This is a genomic window from Chryseobacterium sp. RLHN22 (genome assembly GCF_051011795.1).
In the GTDB taxonomy this organism is placed as follows: Bacteria; Bacteroidota; Bacteroidia; order Flavobacteriales; family Weeksellaceae; genus Chryseobacterium; species Chryseobacterium zhengzhouense.
In genome coordinates this window covers 156,792-182,386 of record NZ_JBPCHW010000008.1, presented here as the reverse complement: position 1 = coordinate 182,386, position 25,595 = coordinate 156,792, and the positions used below count along the sequence as shown (strand labels likewise).

Below are 25,595 nucleotides of genomic sequence, written 5' to 3'. Positions count from 1 at the left end.
ATGCTGGAAGCAGAAAGCAAAAATTTCACTATTTTTGAAGCATGATTAAAGCAAGAAATATCCATAAATCTTATGGAAATCTGGAAGTATTGAAAGGCGTTGATATTCACATCAAAGCAGGCGAAGTGGTTTCTATTGTAGGGGAATCCGGTGCAGGAAAGTCTACACTTCTTCAGATTTTAGGAACTTTAGACAGCCCTTCTAATCCTCAGAAATACGACACCGAGATTTTCTTGAACGATCAGCCGTTTATTTATATGAGCGATAAGCAGATTTCGAAATTCAGAAATCAGAATATTGGTTTTGTTTTTCAGTTTCATCAGCTTCTTCCAGAATTTACTGCGTTAGAAAATGTTTTATTGCCGACAAAAATTGCGGGAGCGAATGAAAAAGAAATGATTGAGAAGGCGTATGATCTTTTTGAAGATCTTAAGATCGGACAAAGAATTCATCACAAACCTAATCAGTTATCAGGTGGTGAAGCGCAGAGAGTTGCCGTAGCAAGAGCTTTAATCAATTCACCGAAGATTATTTATGCAGATGAACCAACAGGAAATTTAGATTCGAAAAATGCAGATGATCTTCACCGTTTGTTTTTTGATTTAAGAGATAAATACAACCAGACTTTTGTGATTGTAACCCACAATCCGCAATTGGCTGAAATTACTGACCGCAAATTGGTAATGAAAGATGGATTAATCATCGAATAATTAAAATGTTTACCGCAAAAGATGCAACCGAAATGATTGAAAAATAGCTATTCAAAAGTTTATAATATGTAAAAAATCCACAATCGTTTTGTTAGCTCTTGAATAGCTTAATCGAATAAAAATCTTTTGAATCTTTTGCGGTAAAAAATATTTTAAAAATAATTTTAAGATAAATATGAAATCTTTACTCTTTGCATTCCTTTTATTAATTTCTTGCAGCCAGTCAAAAGCTCAGGAAAATGCAGAAATATTGCCAAAAGAAAAAGTTTCAGAACTTAAAAATTATATCAAAAATAAAAGCTACAATCAAGATTTGGCAGTTTTTATTAACTTTAAAATTCATTCCGGAAAATACCGCTATTTTGTGTATGATCTGAAAAATGATAAGATTATTCAGAAAGCCATTGTTTCTCACGGTTCAGGATCAGTCATTCCAAAATCGACTCATCTGAAATTCTCCAATATCGAAGGTTCTTACCAGTCTTCCTTAGGCAAATATGAAATAAAGGAAAGTTACGTTGGTAAATTCGGAAAAGCTTATCGTTTAAACGGATTGGATTCTACCAACAGTAACGCCATGCAACGCGCAATTGTTCTGCATTCTTTTGGTTGTATTCCGGATAAAGAATCACAAAGTTTAGCTTGCCTTAGCTTGGGTTGTCCGATGCTTTCCACAAAAGCTTTCAATGAAACAGCAAAGCATTTAGACCAATCTAAAAAGAGCATTATTTTGTATGCTTTTTATTAATTTAGTTGATGGATTTTACTGATGGTTGTTGGATTGCTATTCGATAAAATAAAAAATGGATTAATAAATATTTTCAATAACTAACAACTAACTCCAATAGCCTAAATCCTAAAATCATGTCTATAAAATTTTTAGCTGAAGACGACAGACCACGGGAAAAATTTTTACTGAAAGGTAAAAATTCGCTTTCGGATTCTGAACTTTTAGCCATCATTATGGGCAGCGGAAGCAGAGATGAAACCGCTGTAGAATTGGCAAGAAAAATTTTGGCTTCAGTGAATAACAATTGGCATCAGTTGAGTTTACTGACGATAAAAGATTTAATGAAATTTAAAGGAGTGGGTGAAGTAAAAGCCATTTCTATTGCAACAGCTTTGGAAATCGGGAGGAGAAGAGCCGCTCAGGAAATTCCCGAAAAACCACAAATTTCGAGTAGTAAAGATGCCTATAATCTATTGAAATTACATTTAGCAGATTTAAGAACTGAAGAATTCTGGGCACTTTTTCTTAACCAAAATAATAAAGTTTTACATGTTGAGCAATTAACTCAAGGTGGAATCAATCAGTCAATTGTAGACATCAGAATACTTTTTAAAACAGCTTTGGAACATTTTTCGACAGGAATTATTATTTCTCACAACCATCCTTCAGGAAATCTTAAACCAAGCTCTGAAGATATTACTATAACTAAAAAAGTGAAAGAGGCAGGAGAGCTGATGAGCATTCAGCTTTTGGATCACTTAATTATTACCCAAAACTCATATCTGAGTTTCGCAGACGAAGGATTATTATGATTAGACGATTACTATACCATGAAATTGATTTTGAAAAATATACGCTCTGTCTCGAAAACGCCGTACAGCGTAAGTATTCTGCCACAAAAACGTTTCTGGATATTACATCCGATAAAAAATGGGAACTGCTTGTTTACAATGATTATGAAGCCGTAATGCCTGTTCCGTATGTTTTCAAATCGGGAATAAAAATCGTTCACAATCCCATGCTTTGTCAGCAATTGGGAGTTTTTTCTAAAGAAGACCACGTAGAAATTAATGAATTATTTTTGAATTTTTTAGAAAAAAATTACCTGATCAGAATTTATGCTTTTAACGAGTTTAATCAATTTAAATCATCATTAAAATCCAAAAAGAACTTCCTTATACTTCCTGAAAACTACGAAACGGTTTATGCAAAATACTCTCCGAAAAGAAAAAGGAAACTAAGGCTGGATGAAGATATTGTAAACAATTCGGAAACAAAAGAAATCACCTTCGGAGAGGCAGAATATTTTATTAAAGAAAATTTTATAGGGGCAAGTAAAGAAGAAGACATTCATTCTTTCATTTTAATTTTCAAAAAAATGTTTGAAGAAGGTTGTCTTAAATTTTCAGCGTTTTACCTGAACAGAAGAATCATTAATGTAATCGCTACTTACTTTGATGAGCATACAGTAGCGCTTTTGGGAACTTTTAATGATAAAGATTCTGTAAAAATTTCCGGTGCTTCTGTCTTGATCGATTCGTGCATCAAACAAAACATTGAAACTAAAATTTTTGATTTTGAAGGAAGCGAAATTCCCAATGTAGAAGAGTTTTTCAGAGGTTTCAGACCGGAACTTCGACCTTATCACCTTATTGAATATTCGAAAAAAGATATTATCAAAAAATTACTGAGCTTGAAATTTATCATGAAACGTTAATTTAATCACGCTATTTAGATTAGTTCTGAATATATTTCATACATTTATACAGGTATTTACAAACTGATAGCAATGCTAAAGAAGATCCGCAATTACAAATTGCCTTACATGATTTATAATTTTTTCAATAAAAAAAAATTACAGCATAATATCCCGCTTTACAGAAAATACGGTCTCAATAAATCTTATTTCTCAAGCATTTCAAGTAAAGATTTTGCTCATTTGCCTGAAAATGAAAGAAAATTAGATTCGGAAAAGCTTTTCAGTACAGAATTTTATAAAAATCTTTCAGAAGAAAACCAACATAGTGCCCAAGGTTTTGATGATAATGGTTATTTAATTTTAAGGAATTATCTGAAACCTGAAACCGCAGATCAGATCAATGACGAAATTGAAAAACTCATGGAAGCCGGAACGATAAAGTTTCGTTATGGCGGGAAGCTGATGTTTGTCATTCATCATTCGGAAATCATCAGAAACATCGGGAATGATAAGAATTTACTCGAATTTTTATCTGTTCTGATTGACGGTGATGCCAAATTATTTCAAAGTATTAATTTCATTAACGGAAGTCAGCAAAAAACGCATTCCGACAGCATTCACATGACCACATATCCTTTAGGCGGACTTCTCGGAGTCTGGATTGCCCTTGAAGATATTGATGAAAATAATGGTGCTTTACATTACATTCCGGGAAGTCATAAACTTCCGTATTTCCTGAATTCAGATTATGATAATGAAGGAACGGCTTTCAAAATCGGTAAGAAAAGTTATCTTGCTTATGAAGATTTCCTCGAAAATAAAGTGAAAGAGTTAGGATTAAAAAAAGAAATTTTCAGAGCAAAAAAAGGAGATCTTTTGATTTGGCATGCTAATATTCTTCACGGTGGAGAACCTCATTTAGATAAAACAAGAACGAGAAAAAGTCTGGTATATCATTATTTTGATGAAAAAAGCATTTGTTATCACGAGGTGACGCAACGACCTGCCTTATTTGAGCTTTAAAATGATAAAACGTTTTGATATTTTATTGAAAATCTTTTTTTCAGTATATCTATGTGTGATGTCGTATTATCTGTATACGCATCAGTATTACAATGTCGATATGGAAGCTTATATGGGATTGCTGTACAAGACGGAATATCCTGAAATGAAAATTGAAGAAATTCATCAGAAAGTCTTTACCGAACTGAACGAAAAAAGACCAGGGATGTTTGAGTCTGATTTTTCCCACGAAGAGACAGCAAAAGGCGAAAATACTTATTATAAAACCATTTCCGAGAATCCTAAGATCTTTGAAGAAGAACTTCAGCTTTTTTCAGTAAAACCTTTCTATAATTTCACCAATCTTTTGTTTTTTAAAGCTGGTTTTGAAGCATCAACTTCTACTTTTTTGATTTCAATATTATCTTATGTATTAATTCTTGGATTTATATTTTTGTTTTTAAGCAAAATCCTGAAAAATCATAGTCTGGCGATTTTGCTTACCGTTTTGTTTTCGATTTTTAAACCTCTTTTAGAATCGGCAAGACATGCTTCACCGGATACTTTATCTTGTCTGCTTCTGCTGGTAAGCTTTTATTTTTTTCTTGTTAAAAGAAGTTTTTTCGTGGCAACAGTTTTTGCAATGTTATGTATTTTAACCAGACCTGAATATTTTATTTTCTATTCATTTTTATATGTATTGATTTTTATTAAAAAGAAAGATTTGAGTATCAAAAATTATGAATTGGCTTTTTCTTTCCTGTACCTGTTTTTTTCATTCGCTCTGGTGCAGTATTTTAATCAGATCTCATGGTCGGTCTTGTTTATGAATCAGTTTACGAAAGTTCAGCTGTATCCGATTTCAAATCCCGACCATTTTAAATTCATGGATTATTTCACTTATATTAAATCTAAGATATTACTTGAATTTAATTCATCATATTTTCTTTTACTTTTAATTTTTGTTGTGATTATTGTTTACAATAAATTTTCAATGAATAAAAAAAATTGGATGCCGCATCTCTTTTTCGGAGTTATTTATCTTTCAGTTTTCGTTAGATTTCTTGTTTTTCCGATTTTGGTCAACAGGATGATGATTGGCTTTTACCATCTGATTATCTTAGGTTTAATCTATATTCTGTCTTCAAAAGAAGATTTATTCAAAAAACTTTCCCAAGACCCAATTAATTAGTAATTTTGCTACCTCAAATTATGACAGATTTTTCAGATTATTTACCTTATGCAGCCGCATTAGTGATCGCAATTCCTTTTTTGGTTTTGCTGAGACAATTTGTGTACACCTATATCAATTTAAAAAATCAGGAAATCAAGCTCCTTTCTGTAAAATCAAATTCCGAAAACAAAACCCATTCTTACGAAAGAATGACGCTTTTTTTAGAGAGAATCAAACCTTCCAACCTTGTTCAGAAATTTGATAAAGATCTTGCAGCACATGAGTTTATATTTCTTACAGAAAAAACCATTAACGAAGAATTTGAATATAATGCTTCGCAGCAGCTTTATTTAACGAAAAATTCATGGCAGAATATTGTAGATTCTAAAAATGCAGTCATAGATTTGCTTCATAAAACGTACGAAAGTCTTAATAACAATCCTGATCTTACTGAATATAAAACCGTTTTCATTATGAATTACATGAATGATAATGACTACATCGGTGCAACCATCGAAGATTTAAGGAGAGAAATTTTAATAATAGCTTAATTAAATAATAAATATAAATAATGATTCCAAATTTTAAAGCACATCCGTGGCATGGGATTTCTGCAGGAGAAGATGCGCCAAACGTGGTAAACGTATTCGTGGAAATAGTTCCTTCAGACACCATCAAATATGAAATAGATAAAGAAACCGGTTACCTGAAAGTAGACAGACCGCAGAAGTTCTCAAACATCATTCCTGCTTTGTACGGTTTTGTTCCGAGAACATACTGTCACAATGAAGTGATGAAACTGGCGATCGAAAGTGGAGCAAACGATGTTACAATGGGAGATCATGACCCGTTGGATATTTGTGTATTAAGTTCACACAACATTCATGCGGGAGGGCTTTTGATGGAAGCTATTCCGATCGGAGGTTTCAAAATGATTGATGGTGGTGAAGCAGATGATAAAATTGTTGCAGTAATGATTAATGATCACGCATTCGGCCACTTCAGAGATATTTCAGAATTGCCTGAAGCTGAAATCAAAAGATTGATGCACTACTTCCTCACTTATAAGAACTTACCGGATGAGCCTGCAAAATGCAGAATTCAGGAAGTTTACGGGGCAGAGCATGCAAGAAAAGTAATTGTTGCTTCACAAAAAGATTATTCAGAAAAATTCGGAGGATAATTCTTCATAAAAATCAAAAAATTATACAAGGCAGATGAGTATTCATCTGCTTTTTTATTATTAAATTCTTTTAAAATTTACAAAAACTTTCATAAGTCATAATTTTTTAAATGGTTTAATAGAAATTATTAAGTATATTTATTAATCTATTACCAAAAAAATATTAAACTATGGACTTATTTGTTTTAGTGCCAATTTTTGGCGTTATTGCCCTCGTCTACACTTTTCTGCAAAGTAACTGGGTGAGCAGACAAAATGCCGGAAATGAAAAAATGAAAGTTATCAGCGGACATATCGCTGACGGTGCGATGGCCTTTCTGAAGGCCGAGTACAGAATTCTGACTTACTTCGTCGTTATTGTAGCCATTTTATTAGCCGTAATGGGAATGACCAACTCCAACTCGCATTGGAGCATAGGTATTGCCTTTGTCATCGGCGCCGTATTTTCTGCTTTGGCAGGATTTATAGGAATGAAAATCGCTACCAAAGCCAATGTAAGAACTGCAGAAGCTGCCAAAACATCCCTGTCAAAAGCTTTAAAAGTATCGTTTACCGGAGGTTCTGTGATGGGAATGGGGGTAGCAGGATTAGCCGTTTTGGGTTTAGGCGCACTTTATTTAATCATCAAACAGATTTTTGCCCCGGAAGCAACAGTCGATTCCCATGAAATGGAAAGAGCCATCGAAATTCTTACAGGTTTTTCTTTAGGTGCAGAATCTATCGCATTATTTGCAAGAGTAGGTGGTGGAATTTATACCAAAGCAGCTGATGTTGGAGCCGATTTGGTGGGGAAAGTAGAAGCGGGAATTCCTGAAGACGATCCTAGAAACCCTGCAACAATTGCTGATAATGTGGGAGATAATGTAGGAGATGTTGCAGGAATGGGAGCCGATTTATTTGGTTCTTATGTGGCAACGGTTTTAGCAACAATGGTTTTGGGAAGAGAAACAATTTCACAGGATTCTTTTGGCGGATTTGCTCCGATTCTTTTACCGATGCTCATTGCAGGAACAGGAATTATCTTTTCGATGATCGGAACTTTATTTGTGAAAATTAATGATAATGAAGGTTCATCCACTTCGAATGTTCAGAATGCTTTAAACTTAGGAAACTGGGGAAGTATTGTTATAACAGCAATCGCTTCTTACTTTTTGGTAACTTACCTTCTACCTGAGAAAATGGTTTTAAGAGGTCTTGAATTTACCAAAATGGGCGTTTTCGGAGCCATTATGGTCGGATTGGTTGTCGGAACTTTGATGAGCATCATCACCGAATTTTATACAGCCATGGGAAAAAGACCTGTTTCAAGCATTGTAAGACAGTCTTCAACCGGCCATGCAACCAATATTATCGGTGGACTTTCCGTCGGAATGGAGTCTACACTTTTACCAATCTTGGTTTTAGCGGGAGGAATTTACGGTTCCTATTTATGTGCCGGATTGTATGGAGTTGCAATTGCTGCTGCAGGAATGATGGCAACAACGGCAATGCAGTTAGCCATAGACGCTTTCGGTCCTATTGCCGATAATGCGGGAGGAATTGCCGAGATGAGTGAGCTGCCAAAAGAAGTTCGTGAAAAAACAGATATTCTTGATGCGGTCGGAAATACAACAGCAGCAACTGGAAAAGGTTTTGCCATCGCTTCTGCAGCATTAACAGCTTTAGCATTATTTGCCGCTTTTGTAGGTATTGCAGGAATTGACGGAATTGATATTTACAGAGCCGATGTTTTGGCCGGATTATTTGTCGGTGGAATGATTCCGTTTATTTTTTCTTCACTGGCCATTACAGCGGTTGGACAGGCCGCAATGGCAATGGTTGAAGAAGTAAGAAGACAGTTCAGAGAAATCCCGGGAATTCTGGAAGGAAAAGGAGAACCTGAATATCAGAAATGTGTTGCGATTTCTACTGACGCATCTATAAAAAAAATGATGCTTCCCGGAGCAATTGCTATTATTTCACCCTTATTAATCGGGTTTATTTTTGGGCCTGAAGTTTTGGGAGGATTTTTAGCAGGCGCAACTGTTGCCGGAGTTTTAATGGGAATTTTCCAGAATAATGCAGGCGGAGCATGGGACAATGCAAAAAAATCTTTTGAAAAAGGAGTTGATATCAACGGACAGACTTATTACAAAGGCTCTGAGCCTCATAAGGCTTCTGTAACGGGAGATACGGTTGGAGATCCGTTTAAAGATACTTCAGGACCTTCAATGAATATTTTAATCAAATTAATGTCGATTGTTTCATTAGTTATTGCTCCGACTTTAGCAGTTTTACATGAAGATAAGATCGAAGCCAACAGAAAGGCAAAAATTGAGAGTTTAGTTGGTAAAGGTGAAATTCATACTGAAAATCACACCACTCAAAATAATGCTGTTATTGAGCCTTTAGAAATAACAGGCCAGCTTAATGAGAGCGGAGATTTTGTTTATAACACCGGAGATATACAAGAAGTACAACTAAATGGTGGTAAGAAAATTTCTTTAGGTAATCAAAGCCAGTTGTACTTTTTGTATGATGATATTAAAAATAAAAATAAGGAAGCTTTAAATCCTGATAAATGGTACACCATTGAAAACCTGTATTTTGAGACAGGTTCCAGTGACTTAAAACCAGGTTCGGAAACTCAGCTTTCCAATCTTGCAGAATTATTGAATGCTTACCCTAATTTAAAAATAAAATTAGGGGGTTACACAGACAACACAGGAAGTGAAGAAAGCAATCTTAAGCTTTCAAATTTAAGAGCACAAACCGCCAAATTAAAATTGCTTGAAAAAGGAATTGCCGGTGACAGGGTAGAAGCAGAAGGGTACGGTTCGCAACATCCGATTTGCCCGGAAAATGACACCGAAGAATGTCAGGCGGTAAACCGCAGAATAGACATCCGGGTTTTGGCACTGTAAATTAAATTTCTATGAAGCACATAAAAAACACTGCGAAATGCAGTGTTTTTTGTTTATAAGGTTTTTCTTAAATGTTCCATAGCCTGAATAATCACTTCATCTTTTTTTACAAAGCTGAAGCGAATGTAATCTGAATCCTTTTTAGAATGATAAAATGCGGAAAGCGGCAAGCAAGAAACTTTCTTTTCTACAGTCAGCCACTTTGAAAATTCTACGTCCGTCATTGTCTTATTGATTTCCCTGAAATTCACAATCTGAAAAAATCCGCCCTGAGACTTATCTTCAATTTTCAGCGGAGTGTAACTGATCAGCTCGTTAAAAACATTCCGTTTCTGCTGCATGATATTTCGGTTTTCCAAAGGATCAAAAACTTCCAGATATTTTGCAATTGCGTATTGGCAGGGAGAATTTGAGCTGTATGAAATATATTGCTGGTGAATTCTGAAATTTTGAAGTAAGTTTTCATCGGCTAAAATATAGCTCACCTTCCAGCCGGTAGAATGAAACATCTTACCAAAAGAAAAGATACAGAATGTTCTCTTTTTGAGTTCAGGATGTAAAAATGAACTGTAATGTTCGTTGTTATCGTAACAGTAAATGTCGTAAATTTCTTCAGAAATAAGATAAATTTCCTGGTCTTTTATCAAATCATATAATTTATTCCAGTCTTCTTTGCTCCACATTTTACCGGTTGGGTTTTGAGGAGAATTAACGATGATCGCTCTGGTTTTACTCGTTATGCAGTTCTGCAATTTTTCCCAATTTATTTTAAAATCAAAATCAAGATCATAATAAACGGGAACTCCGCCGTTGAGTACAATTGATGGTGCATAAGTATAATAAGATGGCTGAATAACAATGACTTCCTCACCATTATTTAAAATTGACTTTAAGGATGTATATAAGCCAAATGTAGAGCAGGGAACAATATTTACTTCTTCTCTCTTCAGGTATAAGCTGTTTTTTCTTTTTGCATTAAATTTCACAATTTGATCGATCAGCAAAGAATTTCCGGCAAGCGATTCATAACTGTGACTGATCATATCTGCGGATTCTTTTAAATAATACCTAAGACGAGGGTCAATTTCAAAATCAGGAAGCCCTAATGATAGGTCATAGCTTTTGTATCTCGAAGCAAGCTCCGACATTTCTGTGAAAAACGTATAATCATTAAACCCGTAGTTTTTTTGCATAGTCTTTACCAAATATATTAAAAATTTGTTTTCAAATTAAGGTTGGAATATTTTTGTTATTTTTAGAAAAATTATTCAGTTCATGAAAAAGATATCCTTTCCGATCTTTTCGGTTATAATACTCACAGCTTGTAATACAGCAAATATATCGGGCAATAATTCAGATTCAAGTGATGCTAAAAATGAAAGAACATTTAATAAAGCATATCAGCAAATTAAGCTTAATGATTTAAAGAATAATTTATACATTATTGCATCAGATGAAATGGAAGGAAGAGACACGGGAAGTCCCGGCCAGAAAAAAGCAGGAGAATATATTGTACAATTTTATAAAGATTTAGGCATCACTTTTCCGAAAAAATTAGGCTCATATTACCAGAAAGTTCCATCATCATTTATGAAAAAAAGAGGCGGCGGAAATCTCCCTGATTCAGAAAATATTCTTGCATTTATTGAAGGAAGCGAAAAGCCTGAAGAAATCATTGTTGTATCTGCTCATTATGATCATGTTGGTACAAAAAACGGAGTGGTTTACAACGGTGCAGATGATGACGGAAGCGGAACGGTCGCAGTGATGCAGATCGCCAAAGCTTTTCAGTCGGCGAAAAAGAAAGGAAAAGGTCCGAAACGGTCTGTTTTGTTTTTACATGTTACTGGCGAAGAACACGGGCTTTTTGGGTCATCGTATTATTCTGAAAATCCGGTTTTTCCTTTATCAAATACCATTGCTGATTTAAATATTGATATGATCGGAAGAGATGATGCAGCAAACAGAGGGAAAAATTATGTTTATGTGATCGGTTCTGAAATGCTAAGTTCAGAATTAAAAATAATTAATGAAGCTGCTAATAAAAAAACTCATAATTTAGAGCTTAACTATAAATACGATGACCCAAATGATCCCGATAGATTATACTACCGTTCAGATCATTACAATTTTGCAAAACACGGAATTCCGGTTGCTTTCTATTTTGACGGAATTCACGAAGATTATCATCAGCCAACTGATGATGTTGAGAAAATCGACTTTAATTTACTCCAGAAGAGAACTCAACTGATCTTCACTACAGCATGGGAATTGGCAAATCGGGACTCAAGAATTGTGGTTGATAAAAAATAAATAAAATATGAATCAAAAAATAAAATCCATCAGGCCGTTTATTGGTTCGAAAGACTTTGCAGAAAGCAGGGCATTTTATAAAGATTTAGGGTTCGAGGAAAACATTCTGGAACCTAAGCTTTCTGTATTTAAAAAAGGAGAATTTGCCTTTTATCTCCAGGATTATTACGCAAAAGAATGGATAGAAAATACAATGATTTTTCTTGAAGTTGAAAATACTGATCTCTTTTGGGACGAACTTGTAAGCTTAAAATTGAATGAAAAGTATGATTCTATCAAATTAGTTCCTATCAGAACAATGAATTGGGGTAAAGAATGTTTCCTTATTGATCCTGCCGGAATTTTGTGGCATTTCGGTGAGTTTTTTAATAAATAATAAATGATTTACGCATTCGATACGTACTATTACGAGAATTTCGCCAAAACTGTCTGCATTGCATTTAGAAATTGGGATTCTGAGAAAGAAGATGCAATTTATTCAGAAAATATGGCAATAACTTCTGATTATGAAAGTGGTGCTTTCTATAAACGTGAGCTTCCTTGTATTCTGAGTCTGCTTAAAAAGATTGATCTTACTGAAAACGATATAATTATTGTCGACGGATATGTCACCCTTGATAATTCAGGGAAAATTGGCTTAGGTGGCCATCTTTATCATTCGCTAAACAATAAAATTCCTGTTGTCGGAATTGCAAAAAACGGCTTTGCAGCAGAAGATAAGAAGAGGCGGGAGGTTTTTCGTGGTGAAAGTAAAACGCCGTTATTCATCACGTCACAAGGCATTGATGTTGATGAGATTAAAATCGCTGTGGAAAATATGACTGGTTCTTACCGAATACCAAACATTACTCAAAAAACTCGACCAGCTAACAAGAAATAATGAAAATTAATCAAGTAATCCGGGATTTTTTACCTTTGAAAAACAAAATACTTTTGAAATGAAAAAAATTATTCTTGCGCTCGCGATTATCTCTTCTCTTCAGCTCAGCTCACAAAAACATTACACCAAAATCAGCAACTCTAAAATTGATCAGGACAGAATAAATTTAAGTGAAAATTTCATCAGAGACTACTACAGAAAATGCAGTAACAAAGATTATTCACAGTTTACCAATTTTACCTTAGACAAGAGACTGGAAAGGATACTTTATGATGACTATGAAAGAAAATGTGAAGAAGTAAACAAAAATGGTAAAATCATGCATCTGAAATTCAATTCTGCTTATATTAAAGATTACACAAAAAATAGTGATCCTGTCGAGTTAATTGTTTTTGATGCAGATCTCGAAAATGCACCGGAGCTAAAATATATTAATGTATGGATTTACCGGGATCAAAATATCATCAACAACATCCTCACTTCTACGGAAAAACCTTTTTCAAAATCTAAAAAAAAGAACCCGCCCTTTAGGAGCGGATTCAGTAGATAAATACATCTCATTTTTTAATTAGACAACAACAAAAAAGCACAGCCGACGATGCTGTGCTTAAATTTTTATTTCAAACTTAATTGCGATTTCGTAATCGAAAAAGGCAAGAAAAAGATTCATTTCATTTTTATTACATAGTAAATGTAGGAATATATTTTTGATAAGCAATGAATTAAATGTTAAAATTCACAAGTTATCCACATTTTTTTGTGGATAAATAAGTTGTAATTTTTCAAGAATATAACCCACTATATTTGATTAATTAATACCTTTAAAGTATGAAAATCTCATTTTAATATTACCCATTATTCAGGTTTCTTTAGAATTTACCTGAAACTTTAAGACTCAATTCCTCTGAGTCTGAAAATCATTATTTAAAAATTTAAGCTAGCTAAAAGTCTACAGCTATACTTATCATTAAAAATATTTAGTAAAATGAGCACACATACTATTGCCGTTATCGGCGGAACAGGAAAATCCGGCAGATATCTTGTTCAGAAATTACTGGAAAACAACTATTCTATAAAGCTTCTATTAAGAAGTCCCGAAAATTCTGAGCTTCAGAATCCTTTAATTGAAATTATAAAAGGAGATGCACGAGATTATCACTCAATTACAAAATTATTAGAAGGCTGCAATGTTGTTGTAAGCACTTTGGGGCAGCCAAAAGAAGAGAAATCTATATTCAGTGATGCTACAAATAATATTATTAAAGCAATGGAATATTATCAAATCAAAAGATATGTAGTAACAACGGGCTTAAGCGTAAATACTTCTTTGGACCATAAAAATGAAAAAATAAAAATGGCTACCGACTGGATGTATCAAAACTATCCTGAAACCACCACAGACAAGCAAAGAGAATACGAAATTCTTGCCGAAAGCAATCTGGACTGGACTTTGGTGAGACTTCCTTTAATCAATTTAACTGATGAAAGTTTTAAAACAGAAACGAGTCTGCAAGATTGTAAAGGCGAGAATATTTCAGCGACAGATTTAGGAAAATTTCTGGTTTCTCAAATTGATGACGAAACTTTTATTAAAAAGAGTCTGTTTTTGTATAATGTTTAAGCACAAATTGCACTAATTTTATTAAGGAATAACACTAATAATTCAAAATATCAGATTGTGAAAATTAATGAAAATATTCGTGTAATTGGTGTTTAAACAAAAAAAAAGAGAGTCATTGTGACTCTCTTTTTATTTTAATTCTCCAGCTTTTCCTTAATGTATTTTGCTGTATGTGATTTCTTATTCTTCGTCAGTTCTTCAGGCGTTCCCGAAAAAACTACTTCTCCGCCGTGTTTTCCTGCTTCCGGACCAATGTCGATAATATGATCGGCACATTTCATAATATCGGGTTGATGCTCGATAACGATCACAGAATGTCCAAGATCAATCAGAGCCTGCAATGATTTTAATAATTTTTGAATATCATGGAAATGCAATCCGGTAGAAGGTTCGTCAAAAACAAATAACGTTTTATCAGTCGTAACACCTTTTACCAGGAAAGAAGCCAGTTTCACACGTTGCGCTTCACCTCCCGAAAGCGTAGAAGAGCTTTGCCCAAGCTGTAAATATCCCAAACCAACATCCTGAAGCGGAGTGAGTTTGGTAACAATTTTATCCTCCTTATTTTCCCTGAAAAACTCCAAGGCTTCATCCACTGTCATATGAAGAATATCCGAAATATTTTTCTCATCAAATTTTATCTCGAGAACTTCATTCTTAAAACGGGTTCCTTTACAGGTTTCACATTCCAATTCAATATCTGCCATAAACTGCATTGAAACATTGATCACACCTTCACCTTTACATTCATCACATCTACCACCATCAACGTTAAAAGAAAAATGTTTTGGTTTGTAGCCTAACATTTTTGCGCTTTTCTGCTTAGAAAACAAATCACGAATGTCGTCATACGCTTTCAGATACGTTACAGGATTGGAACGTGAAGATTTTCCGATAGGATTCTGGTCTATAAGTTCAATATGCTTAATCAGTTTCTTTGGAAATTCCACAGAATCATAATCTCCTTTTTTTCCACCCATTCCCAGCTGAATCTGAATATCATTGGTAAGGATTTCCTTCATCAAAGTAGATTTACCACTTCCGGAAACTCCAGAAATAACTACCAAACTTTCCAATGGAACATCAACATCAATATTCTTAAGATTATTTGATCTTGCTCCTTTTATGTGAATAAATTCTTTTGCTTTTCTTCGTTTTTCAGGAACTTTTATTTCTAATTTTCCTGTCAAGTATTTTGAAGTCAGCGTATCTGCATTTTTTAATTCTTTAAAATCACCTGCAAAAACCAATTCTCCACCCAAATATCCGGCTTCAGGACCAATATCGATGATGTAATCTGCTGCTCTCATTACATCTTCATCGTGTTCTACAACGATTACCGTATTTCCGATATCACGAAGATTTTTTAAAACTTCAATTAAATTTTCGGTATCTCTTGAATGCAGACCAATCGATGGTTCATCTAAAATATAAATAGAGCCCACCAAAGAACTTCCCAAACTTGTGGCCAAATTAATTCTCTGACTTTCACCTCCGGAAAGTGTATTGGATGTTCGGTTTAAAGTAAGATAACCTAAACCAACCTTTAATAAAAATTCTAAACGGGTCGTAATTTCGTACAGCAACCTTTTTGCAACTTCTTTATCATGTTCCGAAAGTTTCAAACCTTGCATTAATGGTAAAAGCTCATCCAAAGGAAGCTCAATCATCGACTGAATATTATTTCCGTCGATTTTTACCCAGCTTGTTTCTTCACGAAGACGCAGACCTTCACAAGTCGGACAAAGTGTTTTTCCTCTGTAACGGGAAAGCATCACACGATACTGAATCTTGTATAAATTTTCTTCAAGCATTTTGAAGAAATTATTCAGAGAAGGAAAGCTGTCTTTTCCGTCGCCTTTCCAGAGATAATTTTTCTGTTCTTTGGTCAGCTGATGATAAGGTTTATGGATAGGGAAGTCTTTTGCTTTTTTGATGAAATCTTTTTTCCATTCGCTCATGCTTTCTCCTTTCCAGGAAGCAACGGCATCTTCAAAAATCGACAAGGCTTTATTTGGAATAACCAAGTCTTCATCAATTCCGATCACTTTCCCATAACCTTCACAGGTCGGACAAGCGCCAAAAGGATTATTAAAGCTGAAAAAATGAACGTTCGGTTCAAGAAATTCTATTCCGTCGAGCTCAAATTTATTGGAAAACTCTTTCACAGTTCCTGTTTCAGTATTCTTTAATGAACAATAACCACGACCTTCATAAAACGCCATCTGAATAGAATCTGCCAGACGCTGAAGGAAGCTTTCATCTTCTTCGTAAGAAAAACGGTCGATGACAAGATTGATTTCCATGTCTTTTTCAGGAGTGAAACCGAAACTTTCCAGATCCTCAATCCCGGCAACATTACCGTTGATTTCTAATCTCGTGAAACCTGCCAGTTTTAAGACATTTAAAGTATCCGTAAAATTTTCAATATTAAAATCCAAAGGAGCCGTTAATAAAAAAGGAACTTCTTTTTTAGAATTTTTAATATAGTCTACCACATCGGTTACCGAATCTTTTTTTACTTCCTCACCTGAAACCGGAGAATATGTTTTCCCGATTCTTGCGAAAAGAAGTTTCATGTAATCGTAAATTTCAGTGGAAGTTCCGACCGTAGAGCGTGGATTTGAAGAAATTACTTTCTGCTGAATAGCAATAGAAGGAGCAAGGCCTTTAATGTCATCAACTTTCGGTTTTTCTAACTTTCCTAAAAACTGACGTGCATAAGAGCTCAGACTTTCCACATATCTTCTCTGTCCTTCAGCATAAATCGTATCAAAAGCCAAAGAAGATTTTCCACTTCCGGAAACGCCAGTAATAACGATCAGCTTATTTTTAGGGATTAAAACATCAATGTGTTTCAGGTTATTAAGGTGTGCGTTTTTAACGAATACCTGTTTCTTTATATCTATATCTGTTATTGAAGCCATAGTAAATTTAAGACTAACAAAAATACGAATTTTTGACGGAATTCTTTGTTTAAAATCATCTACCACAGCAATCAAAAATTAAACAGAAAAATATTCACCACTTGCTTTATTAGAAAATTTCATGTAAAATTGCAGTTCAAATATGTGATAAAAATGAGAAAGCTTTTCAACCATTTTATTGCACATTTAATGAGAAAAAGATAATAAAATAGTTCCCAAACTGATCAAGATGCATTTTCCGGTGCATCTTTTTTTTATGATATGTATCATTTTTTGATTTTGGTAAAGTCTCCTAATTTTGGAAACTTCAAATAAAACTAAAGTAAATATGAATAAGAAACTCGGAACTGTAATTTTCCTTGCTGCACTTTGCTCGGCAAATGCACAGGTAAAAACTACGGATATTGACTCTGTAGAGATTCAGGGAAAATTTATCGCTACGACTTATAAAAATGCCAATCAGAATATTTCTGTGATTACGAGAGAAGATATTCTGAATTCTCCGGCTGCAAGTATTGATGAGATCTTACAGCAAATTCCGGGAATGGACATCAGAAGGAGAGGAGCAAACGGAGTGCAGAGTGATGTAGGTTTCAGAGGAAGTTCTTTTGAACAGGTTTTGATCCTGATTAACGGGGTGAGAATGAATGATTCGCAAACAGGTCACAATTCTTTAAACGTTCCTATTGATCTGGATAACGTTGAAAGAATAGAGGTTATAAAAGGTCCTGCAGCAAGAAGATTCGGGCAGAATGCGTATGCAGGAGCAATTAATATTATCACCAAAACCCAGATCGGAAAGAATGTGAAAATCAGTGCAAATGCAGGAGATTATGAAACATACGGTTTCGGACTGAGCGCAAATATCGGAAGCGAAAAGTTTTCGCAATTGCTGCAGGCAAATTCCAATTCATCACAGGGTTACAGACATAATACCGATTTTGAGATCAGAAATGTATATTACCAGAATCAGTTAAAAATAAAAAATGGAGATATCAGATTGCAGGCAGGTTTTTCTGAGAAAAAATTCGGGGCAAACGGATTTTATTCTTCACCATTAGCAACTGAACAATATGAAGAGTTACAGTCTTCGATCATAAGTCTTGCTCATCAGCAGACATTTGGAAAATTTAAACTTAATTCGAATGTGTACTGGAGAAGAGGGCAGGATATGTATCTGTTTAACAGAGAAAAACCCGAGATCTACAGAAATATGCATATTGGAAACAATGTGGGTGGAGAGGTAAATTCCAGCTATACATCAAGTTTAGGAACTACAGGTTTAGGAGTAGAATTGAGAAAAGAATTTTTGGCTAGTAATAACTTAGGCGACAGAGAGCGTTTTGTTACTCAGTTTTTCTTTGAGCATCATTTTTCATTCTTTGATAAGAAATTAAACATCAGTCCGGGAGCTTCCTGGGCAAATTATTCTACCAACGGAAATTTCTTTTATCCGGGATTAGATATCGGTTACACATTTTTCCAGAATAATAAAGTGTACGGAAATATCTCCAGAGTTCACAGGGTTCCAACATTTACAGACTTATATTATGTAAGCAAAACAGAACAGGGAAATCCTGATCTTTTACCTGAAAACGCAGTCTACGCAGAAATTGGATATCAATATCAGAACAAAAATATCTTAGCAAAGTTCAGCGGTTTCTACAGAAACTCAAATAATTCGATCGACTGGACCAAAATGTCTTTACAAGATCCGGTTTGGTATTCCAGAAATATCGGAGACACTGAAATTAAAGGTATTGAAACAGAAATCAGCCATCAGATTTTTGACTGGATGAAATATACAGTAGGTTACACGTATCTTGATAATAAACTTAAAGACATCAACGAACTCAACTCGCGTTATGCTCTTGATAATCTGAAGCACCAATTTGTAGCTAAACTTCAGACTAAATTTCTGAAGTATTTCACGAACGAACTGGTTTACAGATATAACGACAGAATGAATTTGGGAAGCTATAATTTGCTGGATGAAAAATTAAGCTTTAACAAAAAAGACTTTTCGGTTTATGTTTTAATCAATAATGTGACGGACTCTGACTATTCGGAAACATTTGGAGTACCAATGCCACAAAGGTGGTTCCACATTGGTTTTTCTTACAACATTAATATTAAGTAAACTTAATATTACCCAATCTTTAAATAATATACATTTGCAAAAATTTTTTGGATGAAACTTTTTTTAAGTCTTAGTTTACTTTTAAGCGTAAGTATTTTCAAAGCGCAGGAACATATTTCCTCATTCAATGCACTGACCATTACTTACAAGTTTCATCCAAAATTTTTCCTGTATGCGGAAGGTCAGTCAAGGGGAATCGAAGAATATACTTACCCCGATTATTATGAAATAAAAGGAGGTTTAGGCTATAATCTCACCAAAAATCATAAGCCATTTATCGGTTTAGGGCGTTATGCAACTTATAAAGATCATGCAATCAATAAAGAAGAATTCCGTGTATGGCTACAGGATGTAATTGATTTCAAAAAAGGAATTGTAAAGTTCGAAAACAGATTCCGTGCTGAAAAGTCTTGGTTTTACGAACCTCAAACTGATAAAAGCTCTGAGAGAATGCGTTACCGTTACCGTTTGAATGTTTCAGTTCCTTTAAATGCCAAAAAAATTGCGCCCGGTACTTTATTTGCAAATGTTTATGACGAAATTTTTGTTGTTACTCCAATGAAACCTGCATTTGCGAGAAACAGAGTTTATGGTGGTTTCGGATACCAAATTGATGAAAATTTCGGAATTTTGGGAGGTTATCTTTGGCAGAGAGAATTTGAAGCAAAAGGCAACAAAAATGTTCACTTCGTATATCTTGCTTTAAATATCAATATTGACGACACCGACAATAATAATAAAACCTATCATTTCCCGGGTGCCGATTAATTCCTAATATTTTTCCGATAAATATCGATACGCTTTCAGATACTTATTGAAACGGTGAATATCCTTTTGCGTTAATTCCCGATTTACCCTTCTCAGATCCATATTATCACGAAGATCATTAAGTTTTACAGCTACGGCAAGAGGTGATCTTTCTGTTCTTTTAACAAAATCATCATAATTTTCTTCAGGATCAAATTTTGTAAGGCAGCTTACTGCAAAAAGAATATATTCAGGAAAACCTTCGGATCGTAAGTATTCAAAACTAAACTCTTCAGGATGATCTTCCACAACATCATGTAAAACTCCGACAATTTTTTCGTCCAGCGTTTTACCATATTCCATTACACGCATGACGTGAGCAATATAAGGCGCATGATATTTATCTTTTTGCCCTTTGTGTGCTTTATCTGCTATTTTGATGGCTTTATTTAGCAATTCTTCTTTTGTCATTCTTTGAAAAATAGAATACAAAAATATAAAACGTCTGAGATAAACTCAATGATTTTGAATTAAATTTATCAACAATTTTACTTTAACGATCGTTATTTCGCTGCAAGTTTAGGACGTTTTGCAACATTTAACAAGTTAGGTGTTTTGTATAAGGCTGTATCTATTTTTGGTGCTTTTAAGCTTAAGTAAAGTTCAGGATTTTTTGGCTTTGCAACAGGCATTCTGTATAATTTGGCAATAGTACTGTCTATTTTACTATCCGTTGGCGTTGGTAATATAACAGCTGATTTTTCTATTTTGGGAAATTTTATAGAATCTGCATTCAGTGGTTTTCTAAGGGATGTCTGAGCTGAAAGCGCCACCGAAAAAAAGAAAAGCGTACCGCTGTACAACTTCATACTGTTTGTTATCTCTAAAACACGATATAATTTCATAATATGTAAGCTTTAAATTTATAATAATTAGGTTAAAAATAAATTTCTATCTGTTGAAAATGTATACTTTTACATAAAATATAACAACATGAATGAGGAAAATATTACACGCGGAAGAGAAATTTCTCAAAAATATCTTGAATTTTTAGATCAACATATTGAAAATGTGGTTTCCGGAGAAGTTCTTAGTTTTTTTGAACTTAATGAAATTGCTTCTGAACTTGCTGTTTCTCATCAACATCTAACATTTACCATACAAAAAGAATTAGGAAATCATCCTTGCCATTTTTACGACTCTAAAATTATTGAAAAAGCCAAGAAAATGCTTTTAGAAAATGAAATATCAATTGCTGAAGTTGCGAGAAGATTCACTTACGACCCTTCAAATTTCTCTAAGTTTTTTAAAAATTGGACTGGTGAAACACCGGGAAACTTCAGAAAAAACAATATAAAATGATTATTAAATAATTTTTTATTCATGTGATATTATTTAGATTAATAGAAATTGTTTCAAATCTTCGTATTGAATTTTATAAAAAAATCATTACTTTTGGAATTAACATTAAAAAAAATTAAACTATGAAATGGTATTTAAAAGTACTAAAACAGTAGGCAGACTTTAACGGCAGAGCAAGGAGAACAGAATATTGGATGTATTTATTGTTCAACATAATTTTCTTAATTGCAGCAGCTTTTCTTGACAATATTTTGGGATTAAAATTTAACTCTCAAGTGCCTTATGGATTTATCTATCTGATTTATTCATTAGCTGTTTTTCTTCCTGGTCTAGCCGTTGCAGTAAGGAGATTGCACGATGTAGGTAAAAGTGGATGGTTTATTTTAATTTCATTAATTCCTATTATTGGAGGTATTTGGCTAATTATCTTAATGGCAACAGAGGGAACTCCTGGAACCAATGAATATGGTGTAAATCCTAAAGAAAATTTCAACGAAATCAATGAAATAGGACAAAAAGATATTTAACAAAAAATCCCAGAAATAGATTCTGGGATTTTTAATATACAAAAGGAAGTTATTAATAGCTTCCTTTGTCAATATAATGAGCCGCCACTTTCTCTGTCAACGCCACTACATTCGGATGATTGGTATATTTTGTAAATCGTCTCAATCCTGAAAGCATCATTCTCTGTTCGTCACCTTCAGCAAAAGAGACAATTCCTTCTTTTGCCGCTACGATGATTTTCTCAACAGCTTTATAAAGATTTAATTGCGCGATTGCAGCTTCCACAGAATCTGCAGAGAAGTGTTTTTCTGCTCTCAATACGGCAGATTCTGCCATATAGATTTGGTTCAGAATTTCAGAAGCATTCAACAATAGATGTTGCTGTTTCTCAATATCCATCATATATTTTTGAAGAGCAGCTCCTGAAACCATTAAGAATACTTTCTTAAGATTGGCAATAATCGCTTTTTCTTCGCTCATGAATGCAGAATAATCAGGAACATCAAATGACGGAATTCCCATCAGTTCTTTGCTGATCGCCATTGCCGGAGATAATAGGTCTAATTCTCCCTTCATCGCTCTCTTGATCAACATTCCAACTGCTAATAATCTGTTGATTTCGTTAGTTCCTTCATAAATTCTTGAAATCCTTGAATCTCTCCAAGCCGCTTCCATTGGCGTATCCTCAGAGAATCCCATTCCTCCGTATACCTGAATTCCTTCATCAGCTGTATGTTGAGCCAAATCTGAAACGAAAACTTTAAGAATTGAACATTCTACTGCGAATTCTTCAACACCTTTTAATTCTGCTGCCTGATGATCAAGTCCTCCTGCAACCAGTTCTTCGATTTTGTCTTCAATATTTTTTGCAGCCCTGTAAGAACCAGCCTCACTTACGAAAACTCCGGTCGCCATTTCAGCAATTTTCTTTCTGATCGCTCCGAAAGTCGAGATAGAAACCCCAAACTGTTTTCTCTCGTTTGAATATTGAATAGAATGGTTTAAAATTCTTCTCTGAGCATCCAGACAAGCCGCTGCCAATTTGATACGACCAACGTTCAATGCATTTAAAGCGATTTTAAATCCGTTATTTCTTTCTCCTAAAAGGTTTTCAACAGGGATTTTCATATCGTTGAAGAAAACCTGGCGGGTAGAAGAAGCACGAATACCCAATTTGTGTTCTTCCTCACCAAAAGTCAAACTTCCAGGATTTTCCAGTTCCGAACGGTTGATTACAAAACCAGTAATGTTTTTATCATCATCAATTTTTGCAAATAAAGTGAATGTATCTGCAAATCCAGCATTGGAAATCCACATTTTCTGTCCGTTGATAATGTAATGTTTTCCGTCTTCGGAAAGTTTTGCTCTTGTTTTTCCAGAGTTCGCATCAGAACCTGCATCCGGTTCAGTCAAGCAATAGGCTCCGAATTTTGTTCCTGTTGCCAGGTCCGGAAGATATTTTTGTTTTTGAGCTTCTGTTCCGTAAAGAACGATCGGCAAAGTACCGATTCCTGTATGCGCCCCGTAAGCTGTTGCCAATGATCCTGTAACACCGGAAATATAGTCGCAAGCTAACATCGTTGTCACGAATCCCATTCCAAGACCTCCGTAATTTTCAGGAACGGCAATGCCTAAAAGCCCCATTTCTCCAAGTTTGCGCATTGTTTCTTCCGTAAATGCATAATCTTTTTTCTCGAAACGCTCTTTTTGAGGTACCACCTCTCTGTCTATAAATTCTTTCGCAGAATCGCGAAGCATTTTTTGCTCTTCAGAAAGTTCTTCCAAAGAGAAGATGTCATTAGCCTGAATTTCTTTTATTAAAAACTCACCTCCTTTCAGTGTTTTATTAAGTGTAGTCATTATATTTTGTATTTTTTTTGTTATAGTAATTCAAAAATTGAAGCCGCTCCCTGTCCTGTCCCAACGCACATAGAAACCATTCCGTATTTATTTCCGCGTTTTCTCATTTCGTCAAGAAGCTGAACGGTTAATTTTGTTCCGGTACATCCAAGCGGGTGCCCCAAAGCGATTGCACCTCCGTTTACATTTAGAATATCCGGGTTTAAACCTAATTCTTTTTTAATAGCAACCGATTGAGAGGCAAAGGCTTCATTTAATTCTATTAGCTCAATATCTTTTAGTTCTAAACCAGCCTGTTTCAATGCTTTTGGAATCGCATAAATCGGTCCCATCCCCATGATTCTTGGCTCCAATCCAGCAGCAGCATAAGCAACTAATCTTGCTTCAGGCTGCAGTCCCAATTCCTTCACCATCTCTTCGCTCATTACCATGACGAAAGCTGCGCCATCACTCATTTGCGATGAATTTCCGGCAGTAACACTTCCTCCATTCGCGAAAACTGGTCTTAATTTAGCCAGACCTTCCAAAGAAGTATCTGCTCTTGGGCCTTCATCAACAGAGAAATCAAACTTTTTCGTCTGCATTTTCTGATTTTCATCCAGAAAGTTATATTCAACAGGAATCGGAACGATCTGATTTGCAAATCTGCCTTCCTGATTTGCTTTTAAAGCTTTCATGTGAGATTCAAAAGCAAACTGATCCTGTTCTTCTCTTGTAATTTTATATTGTTTTGCCACTTCTTCTGCAGTATAACCCATTCCCCAATAGTAATCAGGGTTTGTTTTGGCAATATCCGTTTCAGGAACTGGTTTGTAACCACCCATCGGAATGTAAGACATGGATTCCGTACCTCCTGCAATAATACAGTCCGCCATTCCTGCCTGAATTTTTGCAGAAGCGATCGCAATCGCCTCACTTCCTGATGCACAGTATCTGTTTACCGTAACTCCGGGAACTTTATCTGTATTTAAACCCATCAGGGAAATCAAACGTGCTACATTTAAGCCTTGTTCGGCTTCCGGCATTGCGTTTCCTACGATAAGGTCATCGATTCTATTTTTATCCAATTGCGGAAGTTCAGCCATTAATTTTTCAATTACGGTTGCCGCCATTACATCGGGTCTTGTAAATCTTAAACTTCCTTTTGGAGCTTTTCCAACGGCAGTTCTGAAACCCTTTACTATATATGCTGTTTTCATTTTTTTTATTAATTAAATTGTTTTGAGAGTTTTGCCTCGTAGAGGTAAACTGTTCATAGCTTTTTTGTTTTGCAATGTTACGTGGAGCTCCGTAGGAGCGACCTGTTAATCTTCAACCCAGTCAAATAAATATTTCGGATCATATTCAATTTCAAATTTTTCCATAAAATCTAAATATTCTTCTCTGAATGTTTTCTTTTTATGATGCTCTTCTTGATTTAAAATATATTTAACAACAGAATCAACACTGCTTTTAGAATAAGAAAATGCTCCATATCCTTCCTGCCAATTAAATTGTCCATTTGTCCATTTTTTATCATTGATAAATTTTGATGAACCTGCTTTAATATCTCTTACTAAATCTGAAATTGAAACTGTTGGACTCATACTTACAAGAATATGAACATGATCCGGCATTGCAAAAACTGCGAATAATTTTTGATTTCTATGAGAAATGATACCTGTAATAAATTTATGTAATTCTTCTCTGTTTTCTTTTGAAATCAGATTTTGTCTTCCTTTGACAGCGAAAACAATTTGAATATAAATTTGTGTGTATGTGTTTGCCATAAAAATTAACAGGTCGCCTCTACGAGGCTCGATGTTTTCTAAAATTATTCTGCTATTAACAGTTCGGT

At 34.6% G+C, this 25,595-nt stretch carries 24 protein-coding genes and 1 pseudogene; 18 read left to right on the top strand and 7 right to left on the bottom strand.

Annotated features, from left to right (window positions below; genetic code table 11):
* Positions 1-41: 41 nt before the first annotated feature.
* From ACR1PN_RS10640 to ACR1PN_RS10600, 9 genes are all read left to right on the top strand, one after another.
* Complete coding sequence (locus tag ACR1PN_RS10640) at positions 42-710, top strand: ABC transporter ATP-binding protein (RefSeq protein WP_433980026.1); 669 nt, start codon at positions 42-44, stop codon at positions 708-710.
* A 175-nt stretch (positions 711-885) separates the two neighbouring features.
* Positions 886-1,458, top strand: a complete 573-nt coding sequence (locus ACR1PN_RS10635; RefSeq protein ID WP_433980025.1) for a murein L,D-transpeptidase catalytic domain-containing protein — start codon at positions 886-888, stop codon at positions 1,456-1,458.
* Positions 1,459-1,574: 116 nt separating this feature from the next.
* Positions 1,575-2,252, top strand: a complete 678-nt coding sequence (gene radC, locus ACR1PN_RS10630; RefSeq protein WP_433980024.1) for a RadC family protein — start codon at positions 1,575-1,577, stop codon at positions 2,250-2,252.
* On the top strand, positions 2,249-3,157 hold the full coding sequence (locus tag ACR1PN_RS10625; protein WP_433980023.1) for a hypothetical protein: 909 nt from the start codon (positions 2,249-2,251) through the stop codon (positions 3,155-3,157). Before radC ends, ACR1PN_RS10625 begins: the two co-directional genes overlap by 4 nt.
* Before the next feature lie 108 nt (positions 3,158-3,265).
* Positions 3,266-4,162 carry a phytanoyl-CoA dioxygenase family protein gene (locus tag ACR1PN_RS10620; protein ID WP_433980022.1) on the top strand — a complete coding sequence of 299 codons (897 nt, stop codon included), beginning with the start codon at positions 3,266-3,268 and terminating at the stop codon, positions 4,160-4,162.
* Positions 4,163-4,220: 58 nt separating this feature from the next.
* On the top strand, positions 4,221-5,333 hold the full coding sequence (locus ACR1PN_RS10615) for a hypothetical protein (RefSeq protein ID WP_433980021.1): 1,113 nt from the start codon (positions 4,221-4,223) through the stop codon (positions 5,331-5,333).
* 20 nt (positions 5,334-5,353) lie between these two features.
* Positions 5,354-5,866, top strand: a complete 513-nt coding sequence (locus ACR1PN_RS10610; protein ID WP_378171918.1) for a hypothetical protein — start codon at positions 5,354-5,356, stop codon at positions 5,864-5,866.
* Positions 5,867-5,886: 20 nt separating this feature from the next.
* Positions 5,887-6,498 (top strand): inorganic pyrophosphatase, encoded by a 612-nt coding sequence (locus ACR1PN_RS10605; RefSeq protein ID WP_034676440.1) that lies wholly within the window; start codon positions 5,887-5,889, stop codon positions 6,496-6,498.
* 170 nt (positions 6,499-6,668) lie between these two features.
* The gene (locus ACR1PN_RS10600; protein ID WP_433980020.1) at positions 6,669-9,401 is read left to right on the top strand and encodes a sodium-translocating pyrophosphatase; all 2,733 of its coding nucleotides are present in this window, start codon (positions 6,669-6,671) and stop codon (positions 9,399-9,401) included.
* 53 nt (positions 9,402-9,454) lie between these two features.
* Here the strand turns inward: ACR1PN_RS10600 and ACR1PN_RS10595 are convergent, their stop codons facing one another.
* Positions 9,455-10,594 carry an aminotransferase class I/II-fold pyridoxal phosphate-dependent enzyme gene (locus ACR1PN_RS10595; RefSeq protein ID WP_433980019.1) on the bottom strand — a complete coding sequence of 380 codons (1,140 nt, stop codon included), beginning with the start codon at positions 10,592-10,594 and terminating at the stop codon, positions 9,455-9,457.
* An 82-nt stretch (positions 10,595-10,676) separates the two neighbouring features.
* Between ACR1PN_RS10595 and ACR1PN_RS10590 the strand changes: the two genes are divergently transcribed.
* The 5 genes from ACR1PN_RS10590 to ACR1PN_RS10570 all read left to right on the top strand — a co-directional run bounded on the left by ACR1PN_RS10590 (position 10,677) and on the right by ACR1PN_RS10570 (position 14,215).
* Positions 10,677-11,714 (top strand): M28 family metallopeptidase, encoded by a 1,038-nt coding sequence (locus ACR1PN_RS10590; RefSeq protein ID WP_433980018.1) that lies wholly within the window; start codon positions 10,677-10,679, stop codon positions 11,712-11,714.
* Between the two features lie 7 nt (positions 11,715-11,721).
* Complete coding sequence (locus ACR1PN_RS10585; protein WP_433980017.1) at positions 11,722-12,090, top strand: glyoxalase; 369 nt, start codon at positions 11,722-11,724, stop codon at positions 12,088-12,090.
* Positions 12,091-12,093: 3 nt separating this feature from the next.
* Positions 12,094-12,594 carry an endonuclease V gene (locus ACR1PN_RS10580; RefSeq protein ID WP_433980016.1) on the top strand — a complete coding sequence of 167 codons (501 nt, stop codon included), beginning with the start codon at positions 12,094-12,096 and terminating at the stop codon, positions 12,592-12,594.
* Positions 12,595-12,652: 58 nt separating this feature from the next.
* The gene (locus ACR1PN_RS10575; RefSeq protein WP_433980015.1) at positions 12,653-13,144 is read left to right on the top strand and encodes a hypothetical protein; all 492 of its coding nucleotides are present in this window, start codon (positions 12,653-12,655) and stop codon (positions 13,142-13,144) included.
* A gap of 435 nt (positions 13,145-13,579) precedes the next feature.
* Complete coding sequence (locus ACR1PN_RS10570; RefSeq protein ID WP_433980014.1) at positions 13,580-14,215, top strand: NAD(P)-dependent oxidoreductase; 636 nt, start codon at positions 13,580-13,582, stop codon at positions 14,213-14,215.
* A 134-nt stretch (positions 14,216-14,349) separates the two neighbouring features.
* On the opposite strand, the gene uvrA is transcribed toward ACR1PN_RS10570, so the two are convergent.
* Positions 14,350-17,142, bottom strand: coding sequence for an excinuclease ABC subunit UvrA (gene uvrA / locus ACR1PN_RS10565; RefSeq protein WP_433980013.1), 2,793 nt, complete (start codon positions 17,140-17,142; stop codon positions 14,350-14,352).
* Positions 17,143-17,470: 328 nt separating this feature from the next.
* On the opposite strand from uvrA, the gene ACR1PN_RS10560 reads away from it, so the two are divergent.
* Together ACR1PN_RS10560 and ACR1PN_RS10555 are read left to right on the top strand one after the other, a co-directional pair.
* On the top strand, positions 17,471-19,282 hold the full coding sequence (locus tag ACR1PN_RS10560; RefSeq protein ID WP_433980012.1) for a TonB-dependent receptor plug domain-containing protein: 1,812 nt from the start codon (positions 17,471-17,473) through the stop codon (positions 19,280-19,282).
* 51 nt (positions 19,283-19,333) lie between these two features.
* Positions 19,334-20,050, top strand: coding sequence for a DUF2490 domain-containing protein (locus ACR1PN_RS10555; protein ID WP_433980011.1), 717 nt, complete (start codon positions 19,334-19,336; stop codon positions 20,048-20,050).
* 3 nt (positions 20,051-20,053) lie between these two features.
* Here the strand turns inward: ACR1PN_RS10555 and ACR1PN_RS10550 are convergent, their stop codons facing one another.
* Together ACR1PN_RS10550 and ACR1PN_RS10545 are read right to left on the bottom strand one after the other, a co-directional pair.
* Entirely contained in the window at positions 20,054-20,500 is a 447-nt protein-coding gene (locus ACR1PN_RS10550) for a phosphohydrolase (protein ID WP_378171890.1), read from the bottom strand.
* A 92-nt stretch (positions 20,501-20,592) separates the two neighbouring features.
* Positions 20,593-20,934: a hypothetical protein gene (locus tag ACR1PN_RS10545; protein WP_378171888.1), complete on the bottom strand. Its 342-nt coding sequence runs from the start codon at positions 20,932-20,934 to the stop codon at positions 20,593-20,595.
* An 88-nt stretch (positions 20,935-21,022) separates the two neighbouring features.
* Between ACR1PN_RS10545 and ACR1PN_RS10540 the strand changes: the two genes are divergently transcribed.
* Together ACR1PN_RS10540 and ACR1PN_RS10535 are read left to right on the top strand one after the other, a co-directional pair.
* On the top strand, positions 21,023-21,391 hold the full coding sequence (locus ACR1PN_RS10540) for a helix-turn-helix domain-containing protein (protein ID WP_378171885.1): 369 nt from the start codon (positions 21,023-21,025) through the stop codon (positions 21,389-21,391).
* 167 nt (positions 21,392-21,558) lie between these two features.
* Positions 21,559-21,918 (top strand): annotated as a pseudogene (locus ACR1PN_RS10535) (DUF805 domain-containing protein); the annotation flags it as partial.
* 52 nt (positions 21,919-21,970) lie between these two features.
* Here the strand turns inward: ACR1PN_RS10535 and ACR1PN_RS10530 are convergent.
* From ACR1PN_RS10530 to tnpA, 3 genes are all read right to left on the bottom strand, one after another.
* Complete coding sequence (locus ACR1PN_RS10530) at positions 21,971-23,758, bottom strand: acyl-CoA dehydrogenase family protein (protein WP_433980010.1); 1,788 nt, start codon at positions 23,756-23,758, stop codon at positions 21,971-21,973.
* A 20-nt stretch (positions 23,759-23,778) separates the two neighbouring features.
* Positions 23,779-24,957: an acetyl-CoA C-acyltransferase gene (locus tag ACR1PN_RS10525; RefSeq protein ID WP_433980009.1), complete on the bottom strand. Its 1,179-nt coding sequence runs from the start codon at positions 24,955-24,957 to the stop codon at positions 23,779-23,781.
* 105 nt (positions 24,958-25,062) lie between these two features.
* Positions 25,063-25,527, bottom strand: a complete 465-nt coding sequence (gene tnpA, locus ACR1PN_RS10520; RefSeq protein WP_378171875.1) for an IS200/IS605 family transposase — start codon at positions 25,525-25,527, stop codon at positions 25,063-25,065.
* Positions 25,528-25,595 lie beyond the last annotated feature (68 nt).

Coding starts and splice junctions, on each gene's coding strand:
- ACR1PN_RS10575 (WP_433980015.1), top strand. CDS start 12,653: ATGAAAAAAATTATTCTTGCGCTCGCGATTATCTCTTCTCTTCAGCTC.
- ACR1PN_RS10595 (WP_433980019.1), bottom strand. CDS start 10,594: ATGCAAAAAAACTACGGGTTTAATGATTATACGTTTTTCACAGAAATG.
- ACR1PN_RS10555 (WP_433980011.1), top strand. CDS start 19,334: ATGAAACTTTTTTTAAGTCTTAGTTTACTTTTAAGCGTAAGTATTTTC.
- ACR1PN_RS10635 (WP_433980025.1), top strand. CDS start 886: ATGAAATCTTTACTCTTTGCATTCCTTTTATTAATTTCTTGCAGCCAG.
- ACR1PN_RS10545 (WP_378171888.1), bottom strand. CDS start 20,934: ATGAAATTATATCGTGTTTTAGAGATAACAAACAGTATGAAGTTGTAC.
- ACR1PN_RS10580 (WP_433980016.1), top strand. CDS start 12,094: ATGATTTACGCATTCGATACGTACTATTACGAGAATTTCGCCAAAACT.
- ACR1PN_RS10605 (WP_034676440.1), top strand. CDS start 5,887: ATGATTCCAAATTTTAAAGCACATCCGTGGCATGGGATTTCTGCAGGA.
- ACR1PN_RS10530 (WP_433980010.1), bottom strand. CDS start 23,758: ATGACTACACTTAATAAAACACTGAAAGGAGGTGAGTTTTTAATAAAA.
- tnpA (WP_378171875.1), bottom strand. CDS start 25,527: ATGGCAAACACATACACACAAATTTATATTCAAATTGTTTTCGCTGTC.
- ACR1PN_RS10625 (WP_433980023.1), top strand. CDS start 2,249: ATGATTAGACGATTACTATACCATGAAATTGATTTTGAAAAATATACG.
- ACR1PN_RS10550 (WP_378171890.1), bottom strand. CDS start 20,500: ATGACAAAAGAAGAATTGCTAAATAAAGCCATCAAAATAGCAGATAAA.
- ACR1PN_RS10610 (WP_378171918.1), top strand. CDS start 5,354: ATGACAGATTTTTCAGATTATTTACCTTATGCAGCCGCATTAGTGATC.
- radC (WP_433980024.1), top strand. CDS start 1,575: ATGTCTATAAAATTTTTAGCTGAAGACGACAGACCACGGGAAAAATTT.
- ACR1PN_RS10560 (WP_433980012.1), top strand. CDS start 17,471: ATGAATAAGAAACTCGGAACTGTAATTTTCCTTGCTGCACTTTGCTCG.
- ACR1PN_RS10585 (WP_433980017.1), top strand. CDS start 11,722: ATGAATCAAAAAATAAAATCCATCAGGCCGTTTATTGGTTCGAAAGAC.
- ACR1PN_RS10620 (WP_433980022.1), top strand. CDS start 3,266: ATGATTTATAATTTTTTCAATAAAAAAAAATTACAGCATAATATCCCG.
- ACR1PN_RS10590 (WP_433980018.1), top strand. CDS start 10,677: ATGAAAAAGATATCCTTTCCGATCTTTTCGGTTATAATACTCACAGCT.
- ACR1PN_RS10540 (WP_378171885.1), top strand. CDS start 21,023: ATGAATGAGGAAAATATTACACGCGGAAGAGAAATTTCTCAAAAATAT.
- ACR1PN_RS10640 (WP_433980026.1), top strand. CDS start 42: ATGATTAAAGCAAGAAATATCCATAAATCTTATGGAAATCTGGAAGTA.
- uvrA (WP_433980013.1), bottom strand. CDS start 17,142: ATGGCTTCAATAACAGATATAGATATAAAGAAACAGGTATTCGTTAAA.
- ACR1PN_RS10600 (WP_433980020.1), top strand. CDS start 6,669: ATGGACTTATTTGTTTTAGTGCCAATTTTTGGCGTTATTGCCCTCGTC.
- ACR1PN_RS10525 (WP_433980009.1), bottom strand. CDS start 24,957: ATGAAAACAGCATATATAGTAAAGGGTTTCAGAACTGCCGTTGGAAAA.
- ACR1PN_RS10570 (WP_433980014.1), top strand. CDS start 13,580: ATGAGCACACATACTATTGCCGTTATCGGCGGAACAGGAAAATCCGGC.
- ACR1PN_RS10615 (WP_433980021.1), top strand. CDS start 4,221: ATGTCGTATTATCTGTATACGCATCAGTATTACAATGTCGATATGGAA.